19 protein-coding genes are annotated in these 15,953 nt (G+C 34.5%); all 19 read right to left on the bottom strand.

The window, feature by feature from the left end; genetic code table 11:
• Positions 1-9: 9 nt before the first annotated feature.
• Positions 10-819: a molecular chaperone gene (locus tag C8C76_RS07675; RefSeq protein WP_108140373.1), complete on the bottom strand. Its 810-nt coding sequence runs from the start codon at positions 817-819 to the stop codon at positions 10-12.
• A 95-nt stretch (positions 820-914) separates the two neighbouring features.
• Entirely contained in the window at positions 915-1,736 is an 822-nt protein-coding gene (locus C8C76_RS07670) for a hypothetical protein (RefSeq protein WP_108140269.1), read from the bottom strand.
• Between the two features lie 87 nt (positions 1,737-1,823).
• Positions 1,824-2,627 (bottom strand): hypothetical protein, encoded by an 804-nt coding sequence (locus C8C76_RS07665; protein WP_108140267.1) that lies wholly within the window; start codon positions 2,625-2,627, stop codon positions 1,824-1,826.
• Positions 2,628-2,978: 351 nt separating this feature from the next.
• Positions 2,979-3,770: a CsgG/HfaB family protein gene (locus C8C76_RS07660; protein WP_108140265.1), complete on the bottom strand. Its 792-nt coding sequence runs from the start codon at positions 3,768-3,770 to the stop codon at positions 2,979-2,981.
• Between the two features lie 28 nt (positions 3,771-3,798).
• Positions 3,799-4,227: a curli assembly protein CsgF gene (locus tag C8C76_RS07655; RefSeq protein ID WP_108140263.1), complete on the bottom strand. Its 429-nt coding sequence runs from the start codon at positions 4,225-4,227 to the stop codon at positions 3,799-3,801.
• A 20-nt stretch (positions 4,228-4,247) separates the two neighbouring features.
• The gene (locus C8C76_RS07650) at positions 4,248-4,814 is read right to left on the bottom strand and encodes a hypothetical protein (RefSeq protein ID WP_108140261.1); all 567 of its coding nucleotides are present in this window, start codon (positions 4,812-4,814) and stop codon (positions 4,248-4,250) included.
• Between the two features lie 168 nt (positions 4,815-4,982).
• On the bottom strand, positions 4,983-5,510 hold the full coding sequence (locus C8C76_RS07645; RefSeq protein ID WP_108140259.1) for a hypothetical protein: 528 nt from the start codon (positions 5,508-5,510) through the stop codon (positions 4,983-4,985).
• A gap of 133 nt (positions 5,511-5,643) precedes the next feature.
• Complete coding sequence (locus C8C76_RS07640; RefSeq protein ID WP_108140257.1) at positions 5,644-6,129, bottom strand: hypothetical protein; 486 nt, start codon at positions 6,127-6,129, stop codon at positions 5,644-5,646.
• Positions 6,130-6,270: 141 nt separating this feature from the next.
• Positions 6,271-7,413, bottom strand: coding sequence for an AfsR/SARP family transcriptional regulator (locus C8C76_RS07635; RefSeq protein WP_375135283.1), 1,143 nt, complete (start codon positions 7,411-7,413; stop codon positions 6,271-6,273).
• A 122-nt stretch (positions 7,414-7,535) separates the two neighbouring features.
• Entirely contained in the window at positions 7,536-8,726 is a 1,191-nt protein-coding gene (locus tag C8C76_RS07630) for an iron-containing alcohol dehydrogenase (RefSeq protein ID WP_108140255.1), read from the bottom strand.
• Positions 8,727-9,227 (bottom strand): SCP2 sterol-binding domain-containing protein, encoded by a 501-nt coding sequence (locus C8C76_RS07625; protein WP_108140253.1) that lies wholly within the window; start codon positions 9,225-9,227, stop codon positions 8,727-8,729.
• Positions 9,228-9,243: 16 nt separating this feature from the next.
• Positions 9,244-9,792 (bottom strand): TIGR01440 family protein, encoded by a 549-nt coding sequence (locus tag C8C76_RS07620; protein ID WP_108140251.1) that lies wholly within the window; start codon positions 9,790-9,792, stop codon positions 9,244-9,246.
• Positions 9,793-9,948: 156 nt separating this feature from the next.
• Positions 9,949-10,953 (bottom strand): hypothetical protein, encoded by a 1,005-nt coding sequence (locus C8C76_RS07615; RefSeq protein ID WP_108140249.1) that lies wholly within the window; start codon positions 10,951-10,953, stop codon positions 9,949-9,951.
• A gap of 102 nt (positions 10,954-11,055) precedes the next feature.
• Entirely contained in the window at positions 11,056-11,691 is a 636-nt protein-coding gene (locus C8C76_RS07610; protein ID WP_108140247.1) for a metallophosphoesterase family protein, read from the bottom strand.
• A gap of 130 nt (positions 11,692-11,821) precedes the next feature.
• Positions 11,822-12,775 (bottom strand): TIGR01212 family radical SAM protein, encoded by a 954-nt coding sequence (locus C8C76_RS07605; protein ID WP_108140245.1) that lies wholly within the window; start codon positions 12,773-12,775, stop codon positions 11,822-11,824.
• An 11-nt stretch (positions 12,776-12,786) separates the two neighbouring features.
• The gene (locus tag C8C76_RS07600) at positions 12,787-13,539 is read right to left on the bottom strand and encodes a phosphatase (protein WP_108140243.1); all 753 of its coding nucleotides are present in this window, start codon (positions 13,537-13,539) and stop codon (positions 12,787-12,789) included.
• A gap of 147 nt (positions 13,540-13,686) precedes the next feature.
• A complete protein-coding gene (locus C8C76_RS07595) occupies positions 13,687-14,415 on the bottom strand; it encodes an amino acid ABC transporter ATP-binding protein (protein WP_375135282.1) in 729 nt (242 codons plus the stop codon).
• Positions 14,416-14,424: 9 nt separating this feature from the next.
• Entirely contained in the window at positions 14,425-15,069 is a 645-nt protein-coding gene (locus C8C76_RS07590; RefSeq protein WP_108140241.1) for an amino acid ABC transporter permease, read from the bottom strand.
• A gap of 11 nt (positions 15,070-15,080) precedes the next feature.
• Entirely contained in the window at positions 15,081-15,806 is a 726-nt protein-coding gene (locus tag C8C76_RS07585; protein WP_258222444.1) for an amino acid ABC transporter substrate-binding protein, read from the bottom strand.
• Between the last annotated feature and the right edge of the window lie 147 nt (positions 15,807-15,953).

Genomic DNA, 15,953 nt, shown 5'->3' with positions numbered 1-15,953 from the left:
TTCACCAACCTACTCTATTTTAATTGGAATCTGATATTCAGCTACCCGATCTGTATTATAAAAACTAAATTCTAACATAAAATTATAATCTCCTGGTTCCAGTCTATCTTTAAGATAGAAAGAAAAATATCTCTCATTTTTAGGAAGAATTAATAACTGACTTAACTTATCTTCCATAACTAATTCGTTATTAGAATTAACTATTTTATAAGAAGTGTAATATCTCATATGACCATCACCATCATTATTAATCCTCAAAGATATACCCTGCGGCATTGGTTCTGGACTGTTAAATACTCTTAAACCCGTAAACTTAAAATTATATTTAACACCCACCGGAATATAATAAATTGTAGTACCTATCTGAGTTTTTACTCTCGAACCAGTAGCCTCATCAATTAGTTCTGTTTCGTGCTCTACAAAGACTATACCCCTTCTTTCTCTTGGGCTTTCACCTTCAGGACTGGAGACTGTAAATCTAACAATCTGTTTCTGTCCTGGAGCCAGAGTAAACTCTCTAGGATTAAACTTAATCAATCCATCAAGAGTATATTCTGTTTCACCAGCTTCGAAAACTACAACAGAATTTTTCTCGTCTAAACTCCAATCATGTAAAACTGTAGTTAGCTCTATTTTTTCTTCACCATTATTTACAACTTCAATAATTCCTGTACTGCGTTCTCTTTCTATAGCATTTAAAATTATTCTTGATGGTTCAACCCTAACAGTAGCAAATACATGATTTGAAATCAATATAATTAAAATAACAATTAAACTTATTGTTAATAATCTTTTATAAATTAAACTTTTTTTAAACATAGAAATCACTCCTTTCTACTTATTCAGGGGCTGAATTTTCAGCCCCTGCCTTGTAGTGGAAAAATTGTATTAACTTATTAAAGTATCAGCACAAGTTAAATTGTCATAGCTCTAAAGATAACCTGACCGTTATATTCACCATGAACAGTATTCATGCCGAAAGGAACTTTAAAGTTATGAAGTGCTTCTAATTTAACTCCTGCATTTCTTTCGCGATGGAAAGTTTTTGGAGCATTAAATACAAAGTCATTTGCTAACCAGCCACCACCAAGATCTGTTCTCATATACATTGGTAATGTTTCACCATTTGCTCCAGCAACTCCATTTAACACATCAGACTCAACCTCATAAGCATATTTATCATTGGAGATAACTTCTACTGCAAAGATGTCACAGGAACCGATAAAAACATCGTCACCAGGATTAATAGCTACATTGCTTCCATAACCCAGAGACTGCCATTCATCATCTAAATAGCCGCCTAATTCATTATCAAAGACCATTAGATAGCCACTGGCATTTGTTGAACCCTGTGCACCAGGACCATAACTGATTGCAGAAGTTGTACCCTGGTTACCTGTTAATCTCATTTCTAAGAAACAAGGAATATAGGCTTCTACAGGAAGAGTAATTTCTACTTTTTGTCTGTTGTCATCATTTGTACCGTTAACATCATAATAACCTGAGCGATTAAATTGTTCTAAGTTAGTATATATGCCAGGATTATCAGAATCTACTTCGTTGAAATATACCAGACCACTGCCGTCTAAATCTTCATAACCAATATAGTCTCCCTCTGTAAACTCAGAACTTAAATCAACATCAAAATGATCATCAAAAGTTCCACTGTACTGCGCCATTACAGCACCTGAGAGCATAAATACCAACGCTAAAGCTAATACCAACATTTTCTTCATAATAAATTCCTCCTTAGTTTTTTAAAACCCTTTTCCACACTGAAACTTTATATTAAGTATCAGCCTGAGCTGATAACGTAACCAGGTTTATTGCTCAAGGGAAAAACTTATCTGATAGTCTTTTTCTCCAGCAATTACTTTTCTAAAATCTTCTATTCTCAGCTGATAAAAAATTTCTACCTGACCCGAACTTAATTTGGCTGTGTTTGAGCCATTAGCAATAACTGTTTCCACTGCATTTAAGTTAACAAATTCACTCTTGTAATCTACAAAAGATCTGCTCTCAGGATCTGCAGCAACTCGGATTGAAAGATTATCTTTATTTTCCTCAGCAATCATTACCTTAAGCTTCCAGTCAGTATTCGATCTAATTAAAATTTTCTGCTGCCCGGAGCTGAAAAGGCCCATTGTTCTATTTTCAACATTTTCTATTTTTGCATTTTGAGCTGTTCCGTTTAAGATTTCCATCCAGGGTCTAATCTCAAAAATTATCTCTATTTCTATAATTTTAATATCATCCCGCAAATAAAGATTGTTTTTGTATAAACCTGGTTCATATTCTGCTTTTAAATTTAATTCTAAATTGAGATTTTGGTTGTAAAGCAATCTATCTTTTTCTATATTAAGATCTCTACTTGAGAGAGGAAGAGAATTCTCTCTGCTGATCAGCTTTAAATTTGAAGACCCAATCTTTTGATTATCGGATCTGAAATAATCATCAGTTGTGTAGATGCTGATGATTTCTCCTTCCAGATTTTGAACTGGAATCGAAAAATTAAAGCTTTCACTTTGTTTGGGGGTAAAACTGCCGAGATAAACTCCAGCTGCTGAAGCCTGAAATTGGGACAGAAAAACAATTATGGTTAATATAATAATAATTTTTAATTTCATACTTTTCCGCCTCCTTTATCCGCTAAATTAATAATAACAATCTCATCTCTAAAAAATATATAATAAATCTCTAAAAAATCTCTAAAAAATAAATTATGATATAATTATGAAAAATAATCATTTTAAATTAAAACCCTGGTTTCTAAGCCAGGGTTAAACAGAGCAAATATTAATGCTCTGGAATAGTTTTTTTTGACAGGAGCTGAATTTCAGCTCCTGTCTTGTAGTGGAAAAGCTTTAATTTCTGTAGTATTTACTTATATATTTTTAAAGGAGCGGTATTTTGTAAATTAATGCAAACATCAGCTTTAACTATTAATAACTAAAAATCTTTTTTCCACTATTACACTTTTATAAAAGATCACTTGTAGAAAGCTTGTAAACAGCTTCTTCCAGCAATGTTCTGACAACTAAATTTATAACTTCCTGTTTGCCGCGTCCAGATTCAAATTCCACTATATTATTTCCCATGAAGGAAAATACCTGAAAGCTGATTCTTTCTCCAACTATCTCTTTTTTCAAACTTTTTGCCCAGACAACTTCTCCACTAGTAGTATCTGTAACTCTAAGATCAACTGCACAGCTGGCTACAGCATATTCCTGCTGCCCACCTTTGCCTGCAATAACCAGTCCCAGACCTCCTGTTTTTTTATCAATCTGGTACTCAGTAATTGCGCCATCTATAACATAATGAGCACCTGTTAATTCTCCAGTTGCTGGACCATCATTTCCAGTTGTTCTATCCTGCTCTACCAGAGACTGTTCTGTCATGAAATTAGACAAATTTACTCGGTCAAGGACTTTAAACTGCCTTGATCTGATTAAAGCAGTGATTAGCATTTCAGTAGCTCCCTGAGAAACAACCATCGACCCAATCTCACTGTATTGACCGGTCTTATCTTTAATATCATAAATAGCTACCTGATGTTTATCTTCGCGCTCTGGTAAAGCTGCCAGCAGTTGAGTCGCCGTAGTCACATTTTCTTGAGAAGTTATAATTTGATCAGCTGATATTCTAACTTCTTCGATAACCTGAGTTGGGTCAACTGCCAGTTCTTCTGCTCTATTTTTTTCTGGCATTAAACCTGTCGAGCCCCCGGCAAATAAAGAAACAACTAAAAGTAGAGCAATCATTTCTTCCATACTTCTCCCCCCTACCTCAATAATTTACTTATTCAAAGTCTTCACTTGAAGGCCATTCTGTTGTGTCATACTCAATTACTGTTATCTCTCCGGTAATAATATTGGTCAATACAATTGTAACTATTCCTGTAAGAGGATCTTCTGTTACATCGATCTCTACATCCCCTACCTCATAATTTAAACCATCACCAATATTATCTTCCAGCATCTTATTAACAATATCCTGCTGAATCATATTCATAATTCTGCCATTAATACCTGATATGAATTGAGCAATTGGATCATTCGCCAGGGTCATGTCATTCTGAGCACTGGCAATATTTTGTGCTACCTGCCTGGCATCGGGATCATTAAAAATATTAAATTTCCAGCTGGTTACACTTGCTGCCAGAGCTAAATTTGAAAATATTATCAGAATGATAAAGAATAAAATGGTCAGTGAAATTTTTTTATTCATACTAAACTCACCTTCTTCATTTAAAAGTTTAATTTAAACCCGACTGAAGAATAAAAATCTCCATTATCAAGTTCATCCTTGTCATTTATAAATTTTGTTTCCACAAAAAAATTATCATTTAAGTTTAAACCAACAAAGCCCTGATAATCGGCCTTACCCATAAATTCTGCTCCCACTCCAAAATATGGTGAAAATAATTTGTCATTTAATGTTGCTTTTATTGACAAAAATCCAGCAAGGTTAATATCTTCATCTTCTAGATATATTCCTTCAATTACATAGGCAAGATTTATACCCTGATATCTATCATTTTGAAAAAAGTCACTTTCAAATTTACCACCAAGGTTTAATTCTTTTTCTCCGGAATGAAAGGTTGTAAGATATAGACTTACTCCTGCAGCAGACTTATTAGTTTGTTGAGCTGTTAAACTTTGTGAAGCCTGAATCAATTCAATTCTATCCTGCATTTCTCTATCGATTTCCTGTGCTTCTGGATTATCAATCTCCTGAGCTGCAGCAGAAACTGATATTAATAAGATCAACATTAAAATAGTCATTGAAGAGATCAAAGATTTTTTGTTTGTCATGTTCTCACCCCTTAAGACAATCTTTTTTTAAATTTATAAAAAACAGTCTGGAATTCAAATGGGTATTATCCCAGACTGTTTTTTGAATATTATTTAATAGATACTATTAACCCCAATTTAGTCGGATCTAACTAATTAGTTATTAGTGTAATATTGGAATTATACTAATTAGTACTGATAAATTTCAGCATTGTTAGCAAAGCCCATTTGGGTAATTAAAGCTGTATCGCCACAGTAGCAGTTTCCACCACTCTGCATTGTCAAAGCTTTGTTAGCTACACCAATTTGTCTAACCATACTTACATTCATTTTACCGGACTGCATTTGGGTTGCATGGTTAAATACACCGTGCTGAACTGCGAATGCTGTTAAGTCATGTCCATTTTGTTCCTGAATTACTGTGTTAGCAAATCCAAAGGATAAAGCATGGGTCAGGTTGTCAGAACCCTTTTGGGTTACATAGTTTTTGTTACCAACGCCATCCTGTAGGATTACAGCAATATTATCTGTACATAATGGGCAATCCCAGCCACAGCCACCCCAGGAATAACCATCCTGAGTAATTGAAGCATCATTAAAAGAACCTAACTGATCAATTACTGCAACATCTCCGCCAATACCCATTCCTCCAAAAGCTGCTGCTGACATTGAAAGAGCCATTATCATTACAAAAGCTAAAAATAAAATTTTCTTCATTTTACTTACCTCCTTTGAACCTTTTCCCCTTTAAATCATTAACACCTTCACTAAGAAGCGGCAATTAGTTAACATACTTTTCCCCACCACCTCCTTTTTTAAAATATAATCACATAAAACTAAGCTTTTATATTTAATACTTATACAACTTCAATTTTTCATTATTTCCAAACTGACTTATAAATAAATTACTATTTTTTCGGTACTGTTCGACCTGAATAAAATTATTATTACCGTACTGAGCTAATTTAAGATTATTATTTTTATTTAATTGGACAGCTGCTGCATAATTATTATTTCCATACTGGTAGATAGAAGCGGTTGAGGCACTGATAGTAATATAATCACTTCCCTGCTTTATCTGAGCAAAATTATAATTTCCAATCTGGATAATTACTGCACTTTTAGCTAAATTGTAATAATCATAGTCAAAAGCATAACCATAACTAAAATTCTGCAGATCTATCTGTCCCAGCTCAGTTCCAGTATTTAAATCTTCAAGTTGATAGTCATTATTTAACGAAAAAACATTAAATTCCTGAGCGCTTAAAGGTAATGACAAAAAAATAAAACTTAAAAAAAGTAATATTATTATTAAAACTATTTTTCTCAATAACATTTGCAGCACCACCTCCTCTTCTCTACTCTAATAATAACAGAGTGATTTAACAAAAATATGGAAAAATACTCGAAAAAACCTCGAAAACATAAAAAAACCACCCTTTCAGGTGGTTTAAGAAAAATTTTTATTATATTTAATTTAATTGATTTCTTTAATATCCAGTGGAGGCTTTTTGGTCAGATTCAACTCTTTATAGAGATTATTAAACCTCTGCATCACCAGTCCACTATTGACAAGATCCATTTCCTTTAAAATAATATATACTTTTTGGCTGCAGTAACAGATTACATCCTCTGTTCTTAAAGTACTGGCAATTTTATGGATCAGTTCTTCGAAGTTAATTTCTGATCCTATTTCTGAAAAATCTATTGTCAGCAGTACAAACTCCTTATTCAAACGCTTAACATGGCGAAGCTCCAGCTCATAAATTTTTTGGAAGACATCGAGGTCACAGAACATGGCCCCTCTTTCAATTACGGGTTTGGCATTAAAATTTTGTTGAACTTTTTCAGTGATCTCCCGACTCATTTTGATTCTCTGGTATTCGCTTTTTAGTTCCTGACCTGGCGGAACATTTAATTCTTCTTTTAAAATTCTTTCGCATTTTTTATAACTGTTTATTGCTTCAGCAATTCTCCCCAGTTTTACTAAAGCTTTAATATAAATTAAATAGAAATTTTCCCGATAGGGATCATATTCAATACCTTTATGCAGGTAATTTACTGTATCCCGATAACTTTCATTACTATATAGTTTCTCTGTCAATTTTTCAATCAAAATTAAAAAATATTCTCTCATTTTTTCTCTATTTAATTCAGTCCAGCCTTCATACTTAAGGGTACTGAAATAATCTCCACGATACATTTCAAATAATGACTGCAGTTCCTGGACAGGATATTCTTTGCCCAGCATTAAATTATTTATTTTTCGCTCAAAATAATCCCAGTCCGTCCATATCTTATATTTATGATTGATATTATAGGCACCATTTAAAGATTCTACAATATCTTTGGGAAGCCCCCCTTTTTTTAAAGAAGTTCTGAGCAAATAAATAGTATTGTATAATTTATTTTTTCCGTCCTCAAGATCTGACTCAGGCCAGAATATATCAACTATCTCTTCTACACTAATTCGACGCTGTCTTTCCTGAAGTAAGTACATTAAAATGTAAAGAGCCCTCTTTGAAACCCAGTCACTACCATCAATCTTCTTGTCTTTATATTCACAATAAAAAGATCCCAGACCATAAAATTTAAAATCTGCTTCACTCAAATTAAACACCCCCAATAAAGACTGTTCCACTACTAAACATTTATCTTTGGGGCATTTATCTCCATAAAATAATTTCTCTTTATGGATTATTTTATTAAAATTTTATATGGTAGAATAAATGTCCTTTTCTTTTAAAAAGCTGCTTCTAAAATACTCTTTATATCTTCTCTTTTTACCTGACCGGCAGAATTTAAAAGTGCACTGTTGTGCATTGCTTTATCTACTATCCGATCAAAATCAGATCTCTTAACGCCGATTTCCTCCAGCCGAACCGGAATTCCTGCTAAAAATCTCAGCTCACTTAAAATACCTACTACAGAATCAACAGCCATTAAAGCCCGGTCCTCTGCTTTAGTATTGACAAATTTTTCAGTGTCTTCTAAGGCAAGTAAAATATCCTGATAGGAATTTCTGCAGTACTCAAATTTAAGATTATAAAACATTCCGTGAGGTAAAAGAACTGCCAGTGCATCTCCGTGGGAAACTTCAGAAATCTTCTCACAGGCATCTCCTATGGCATGAATAATACCGGCATGTGAATTAGAAAAAGCTATCCCTGCCATTAAAGCTGCATTATTCATCGCAACTCTATAATTTTTATTATTCACATCATTAACCAGCGGCTCAAGATTTTTTCCAATTAATTTTAAAGCAGCAATAGCATAAGCATCACTTAAAGGGTTAGTCTGCAGTCCAGTATAGGCCTCAACTGCGTGGACCAGAGCATCAACACCTGTAGAAGCTGTCAGCCTCGGCGGCAGAGTAAAGGTCATTTTAGGATCAATAACTGCCAGATCAGGCATCAATTTGCTGGAAATAAACTCCAGATTGTTTTTGCTCTTCTGGTCGCTAATTACAGCACTCAAAGCAGCTTCAGAACCAGTTCCACTGGTAGTAGGGATTACAATAAAAGGCTGCATATCACCATGGGCAGTTTCAATACCGGTTAGTTTTGATAAGTCATCAACTTTCTCTGAAATAATTAAGTTAACCCCTTTAGCGGTATCAATAATTGCTTCTCCTCCCAGGGCTATTATTCCATCACAGCCTAAGTCCCGATAGCGCTGGGAAGCCTTTTTTACAATTTCTAATGTTGCTTGATTGGGAATAGTTTTAATAATCTGGCGCGGGTTTATCTCTATCTTTGTTATGCTGGAGAGTAAAAGATCTAGAATGTTAAGTTCATCTAAGGTTTGATTGGTTAGAATTAAAGGCCTGCTGACATGCAGCTGCTCCAGTTCATAATTTAAAGTCGATAAGGCCTGGTCGCCTGAATTAATTTTTACAGGACTGAAAAACTCAAAATAATTCGAAGTCTCCATTTAAATTTCACCCTTTTCTCTAAACAATAATAACGCACTCAAAACCAACTGCAGTCTTGACATTTCTCTGTTGAAATTGTAGGTTAGAACCCGCTCAGCAAAATCATCTGACATAATGTAGGCTTCAACTAATTCCAGAATATAAATTACAGAAACAGCATACTCTAAGTCTCCCTCAACCATCAGTTTATGTTCCGAAAACGCCTGTCTGATTCCCTCTTTGGCAGCCAGAACCTGATAAGCAAATTCTTCATCTTTAAAATAAATCTTTAAGTCTATATTTTCAGGTGAAGAACGATAGCCGCAGTATTTAAGTTCTGATTCTTCTTTTTTTAAAACAATATAAGCTCCACTTTTTTCTACAGCAATTGCGATATTAAAGTAATCAGGTAAATATGCTAATTCTTTATCAACTCGAGAGTCCTTATCTTTTAAAATTATAAAAGAGCGGCCTAAAATTGAAAGTATAAATTTATCGATTAAATGGTGCAAATATTTCAAGTTAAAGCCCCCCTGCTTACAAATCTCTATATTCTGCCCTTATTCCACCAACAAGTTTCAACCTTGTCCGGGCTGCGGTAAGATGGGCTTCACCTATTTCACTGATTGATAACCTAACAGGTACTGCAACATTTTTTAAGTGCATTCCTATTAAAGCATCACCAATATCAATTCCCAGATCTGCCTCCATATTTTCTACAGTTACCGGCTGCGAAAATTCTTTAAATGCTGCTGCTGCAAAGGCTCCCCCAGCTCGTCTGTGTGGAATAACATTTACTTCATTAAATAAATATTTAGTCTGAGTCTCTTTTTCAATAACCAGTGATCTATTAATGTGCTCACAACCCTGGACGGCAAGGTGAAGATCAAATTCTGCTAAAATTGAAATTATCTTCTTGATAATCTTATCTCCTAAATCTAAATCAGTTGCTGAACCAATTTTTTTACCCTGTATTTCACTTGTACTTCCACCCAGGATAAAAATTGAACCAGCTTCAGGTTTAGATATATCTATTAATTCTCTGATGGCTTTTTCTACATCAGCTACTATTTTCTCTGTCTGCATTAAAATCTCCTTTCTAAACTTATCCATAACTATATTTTAACTCAAAATTATATATATCGCAAATATGTGATAATTTATACAAAGTCTCAATGCAGCCTTTAAATCAATAGAAAAAAGCCGAGATCTCAGCCCGGCCAGCTCTCCTGTTCTTAAAATTTAGGATTCCTTCATAATTTCTGCTTCTATTTTAAAATATTTTTTTTTGGCAGCCTCCGAAAGTTCCTGCATTATTTCATCTCTAAATTTAAAAGCCAGTTCTTTTCGGTCATGACGCTTGCTGTCATTTAAAATTTCTGACCAGCTTATTTTTTTACTCTTATTAAAGAGATCATAATCCACAAGTCTTTCGCCTGAACTGTTATATTCAAAAGCAAATAATATTTTTTTGATTTCAATTGGAGATAAAAAAGTAAAGAGTCTTACCTGATAAGCAGTTATCGAAAATAAGGCAAAGGCATGGTCCTTAGTCCATGATTCTCCCAGAATTATTCCCGCCTCCAGGTCTGATAAAATGGTTATTAATCTCTTATATTCTAATTCATAAAGCTCATCTGAATCATAAATATTAATTTTAAGTTCTGACCACTGATGGTCTTCCAGTCCGTGAGTAATATACCGGACTGCATCCCGCCGCAGTTCCTCAAAAAGAAGTGTAGACTCTTTATCTATTAAAATATTATTTCTAACTTTTTTTAAAGATTTAAGTCTGGATTTAATTGGCTGTTCGGTAAAGGAAATAATCGTGCTGTTGGCACTCCCTCTATCAATTCCTTCCAGAATTGAAACTTTCTCTGCCTGGTAACTTTCAATAATTTCCTCAATCACTTTTTCTCCATTTTCCGGAATTCTCATAACCAGCTGGCCCGGGCCAGCAGTTACATTTTTTACCGCCCGACTCAATTCTTCATTATTTAAAATCATTGCCAGCAGGGCCGTAGAGTTAAGAGGCAGATATAAAATCAGATCAGAGTCTTCAACTTTAAAGCTTTTATTTTGCTGATCACTTAAGAAAATTATTACAGACTCTTCAGCCGCCAGTTTAATCGCTGCCTTAAAATTAAGACGCCTCACCTCAGTTTTTTGAGAAAGATTCTCAGAAAACAAATTAGGATCTTTTACTTTTAAAAATAAGTAGCGGGGACCACTGCGGACAAAATTCATCAAACCACTCCTGTTATTTGATAATTATTTAAACTTTCTAAAAATTTAAAGCAAAATAAATTAGCCAGATCCTTGCAAATCTGACTAAGAATAATTACATATTTAAATCATATTAAACCTTTTGTACTGCCTTCCCTGATCAACTGTCCAGGGATAATTGACCTTATAATCTGTTTTGGAAGGCAAAAGCAGATAATTGATATTTAAAATTCCATTAAGATATTTATTTTCACTCTCAAATTCACTCTGTTTATTATGACCAAATAGATTAATATCTGCTGTCTGAGGAAGATTTTCTGGGTAATGAGCCAGGCCAATCTTAACCCCATCTAAATCGATTATTGTTCCTTCGGCAACAACTTCACTTCTCTTTGTATTATCTTTTATGATACTTAGGTCATCATGATTACCTGGAACATAAATAATTCTGGCCGATGTTAATTTTTCTAAATTACTGATAAATTCAGCTGACTTCTTCTGATAAAGTGGAATCATTTCAGAACCAGCATCTTCAAGTTTTAAATTATCAACCAGGTCTCCAGTATGAATAATAACATCCGGCTGGCTGTAGTTTAACATTTTATAAATATGAGAATAAATTGATTCCGGAGTATCACTAATATGCATTATTTTTAATTCCTGAGAGCTGTGAAACTCTTCCGGTAATTTATAACGATTTTTAAAATCAGAAAGACCACTGCTGAAATTATTAAACACCTTTCTAATTACTGAAGTCATATAAACCACTCCTCTGCTACTCTGCTGATTGACTTCATGTTTTTATTTTGATTATCTTTAATTATATTACTTTTAATTTAAGAAATCAAGCTGTAATTCCAATATTTTCAGCTAAAACTAAATATTTTTATTAGAACTTAGCCAGGGCCTTTCCTTTTAGATAGTTATATGATCTTCCCTGGTATGTGCCGCGCTCATTCATTCTCTTGATAATCAAATCATGAATTTCCCACCAGGGAGTATCCCAGTTTTCAAAAATTGATTCATCACCAGGGGCTCTACCGATTAGTCGCTGAACAGCAATATCTGGAGCCAGATTCTCTAAGAATAAAATTACTCGATCGATATATTCATCAAGTGAACAAATCTCAAGTTCACCATCTTTATATTTTTTAGCAAAAACAGAATTCTCTCGAATAAAAAGGGCGTGTAATTTTACATGATTTACTTCCAGGGCCGATAAAATTCGGGCACCTTCGATAACATCTTCCCGATCATCACCCGGTAGATTTAATATCATATGGGCTCCAACCTCAACTTTAAAGCGTTTTGCAGTTAAAACCGCATCTATAAATTCTGCCAGACCATGTTTTCTATTGACTTTTCTTAAAGTCTTATAATTAACAGTCTGCAGACCAAATTCAAAAGCCAGCTCTATTTCCGAAGAAACTTCCAGCAGTGAATTTTTGATAGCCGAAATATATCTTTCATTAATTGCATCCGGTCTGGTGGAAAAATAAACAGCTGCTACTCCTTCAACCTCGGCTGCTTCCTTTGTGTATTCTTTTAACTTATCAATAGGCAGATAGGTATTGGTGTAATTTTGAAAATAGGCTATAAATTGATCAACACCATAACGCTCACCTATATATTCTCTGTTTTCCAGCAGCTGCTTTCGGACTGACATATCATCAGGCAGCATTTCAAAATCTGCCCCTTCTTCTCCACAAAAATAACAGCCTTCACTGGCAAAACTACCATCACGATTGGGACAGGTTGTTGGTAGATTTACAGGTAATTTGTATGTTTTTTTGCCATATTTGTCTTTTAAAAACTGTGAGTATTTATAATAGGGTTCTTCCATTTCGACACTCCTTAAACTGATTTCTTCAATTGAGCAAGTCGTTTTTCTCTATTTTTTAAATAACTGATTACTTTCTCAGGACTGCGGTTGATAATTAAGTTTTTATCAAAGTCTTCACTTTCAAAAATAAAATTGAGGCTTGAATATTCTCCAATTTCATCATGAAAATGAGCATCACTATTTACGGCCAGCTTAAAGCCATATTTTTTTGCCAGTTTTAATAATCTCAGTGACTGACTCTTTATCCCCCGAGTATGGTCTTTTTTAGGACTGTATGAGCTTGCATTAAGTTCCAAAATAACATTATTTTCTGCAGCTGCTCTAGCCACTTTCTCCAGGTCAAGTGGATACTCCTTCTGGACGGGATGAGTAATCATATCGAGATAAGGATTTTCCATCGCCTTAATTGTAGCCTCAGTATAGGCTTTTTTATTTTTTAAATTGTGACCTGTTAAACGGTGTAAACCTGCGGAAACAAAATCCAGTCGGTCCAGATCTTCAGCTTCCAGATCAAGTCTACCATTATCTAAAATATTGGCTTCTACACCCTTGATTATTCTAACACCATATAATTTATCAGGAACTATTGATATATTTCCAAAATGATAGATATGAGGACCTCCAGGCATCTGAGGACCGTGATCAGTAATTGCTATTAATTTAATCCCCTTAGTAAAAGCTCCTTTTGCCATCTCGTCAACTGTGGAATAGGCATGACCGCTTGCAACTGTATGAGTATGCAGATCTGTATTGATTTTTAACACATTAACACTTCCCTTCGTTATTTACTTATTAGCTTATAGAAGTCAGGTTAATAATACATTAACTAGCTATTAATTATCTGTAAACATTTTAACAGGCCTTGAGTCTAAAAGCAAATATCAATTAAAAAAAGCTCCCATAGGGGAGCCTTAGTTTTGACTTAATATTTTTGTTAAAAAGCTCTGAATCCTTTCAGATTCAGGGTTAACAAATATTTTTTCAGGAACAGTATCACTAATTATTTTCCCGTGATCCATAAAAAATACTCGGTCTGAAACATCTCTGGCAAAACCCATTTCGTGGGTTACAATTAGCATAGTTATATTCTCTTCCGCTAAGTCCCTGATAACTGTTAAAACTTCACCTACCAGCTCCGGGTCCAGAGAAGAAGTTGGTTCATCAAATAACATTATATCTGGCTCCATAGCCAGAGCTCTTGCTATTGCTACCCTCTGTTTCTGACCTCCAGAAAGTTGGGCCGGGTAGCTGTCTTTTTTATCAGAAAGTCCAACTTTTTTTAAAAGTGTTTCTGACTTTGCTTCAGCCTTAGCTTTCTTCTCCCCTTTTACAATCACTGGTGCTTCCATTAAATTACCGAGCACCGTTTTGTGAGGAAAAAGATTAAAGCCCTGAAAAACCATTCCCATTTTTTCGTAAGCCTTTTTTCCTGATTCTTTAACCGAAATTCCTTCAATATATAATTCACCTGAATTTATTTCTTCCAGGCCGATCAGTGAACGTAAAAGTGTACTTTTCCCAGAACCGGAAGGACCAATAATTGAAATTGCCTCTCCCTGCTGCACTTCAAATGATACACCAGAAAGCACCTCTAGTTCACCAAAATTTTTATAAATATCTTTTGCTTTTATCATTTCCAAACTTATCACCTATTCGTAAACAGAATATTTTTCTTCTAATTTGCGGAAAACCGTAACAATAACTGAACTGATTATTAGATAAAAAACTGCAGCTATTATAAAAGGAACTATAGAAAAATCTCTTGTTACAGCTACTTTAGCAGATCTGAGTAAATCTCCCAGACCAATAACAGCAACTAAGGCACTATCCTTGACCAGATTAATTGCTTCATTACTGGTTGCCGGAAGCACTCTTTTAACAGTCTGAGGAATTACTATTCTGCTCATCGTCTGTCTGTAATTCATTCCCAATACCTTGGCAGCTTCATACTGACCTTCATCAATCGATTCAATTCCACCTCTAAATATCTCGGTAAAATAAGCTCCATAATTGATAATAAAAGTTAAGGCTGCAGCCGGAAACGGCTGTAAAGTTATCCCCAGCACAGGCAGACCATAATAAGCAAAAAAGAGCTGTAAAAGTAAAGGTGTACCTCTAAAAATCCAGGTATAAAGTGACAGAATTGATTCCAGTAGAGGTATTTTAGAAATTTTTCCTAAAGCTCCCGCAATACCAACAATCACTGAAAATATTGCTGTTACAAAATAGAGCTGGAAGGTAACAATGCTACCTTCCAGTATATATCCTGATACGTTAATTATATAATCAAACAAATAAATGCCTCCTACTTAAGAACAATGTCCTCGCCAAACCATTTTTCCGAAATTTCTGCTGCTGTACCATCTGCAATCATTTCATCTAAAGCAGAATTTAAAGCTTCTCTAAATGAATCGGCACCATCACGAACACCAACTCCATACTGTTCGCCACCAAAATCATCTTCCAGAACTTTAAACTGACCTGGACGCTGACTCATATAATAGCGGCCCACAATCACATCTAAAACTACAGCCTGAATTCTACCTGTCTGCAGATCCATTAAAGCTTCAGTATTATTGGAAAACTTACGTAATTCTTCGAAAGTGGCCATTACTTCTGGCTCAGATTCTACTGCACTTACTGCACTACTTCCCAGCTGGATACCAATAGTTTTTCCGGCTAAATCAGCTTTAGTTTCAATCTCACTGTCAGCCTGAACCACAATACTCTGCGAATTTTCTAGATAAGGCTGGCTGAAATCAATACTCTCTTCCCGCTCAGGTGTAATTGTTAAACCATTCCAGATAACATCAATCATACCATTTTTAAGACTTAGAATTACACCATCCCAGTCTACAGCCTTAAATTCAACATCTACACCAATTCTTTTGGCTGCTTCTTTAGCCAGATCTATATCAAAACCGACAATTTCTCCACTTTCATCTCTAAAACCCATAGGTGGAAAACTATCATCAAGTCCAACTACCATTGTACCTTTTTCTTTAATTTCAGCTAAGGAATCCTCAGCCATAACATTTCCACCGACTAAAAGTAATGCTAACACAACTACTACAAAAATATTAGGTTGTATAATTAATGTTGTGAAGAAAAAAATGTAAATCTAAAAATATCTAAATAAAAAAAGGCATCTGCCTGGCTCCGTTGAATTAATTATTTG

This window comes from Halanaerobium saccharolyticum, from assembly GCF_003053565.1.
Lineage (GTDB): Bacteria > Bacillota > Halanaerobiia > Halanaerobiales > Halanaerobiaceae > Halanaerobium > Halanaerobium saccharolyticum_B.
This window is presented reverse-complemented; position numbering and strand designations above follow the sequence as displayed.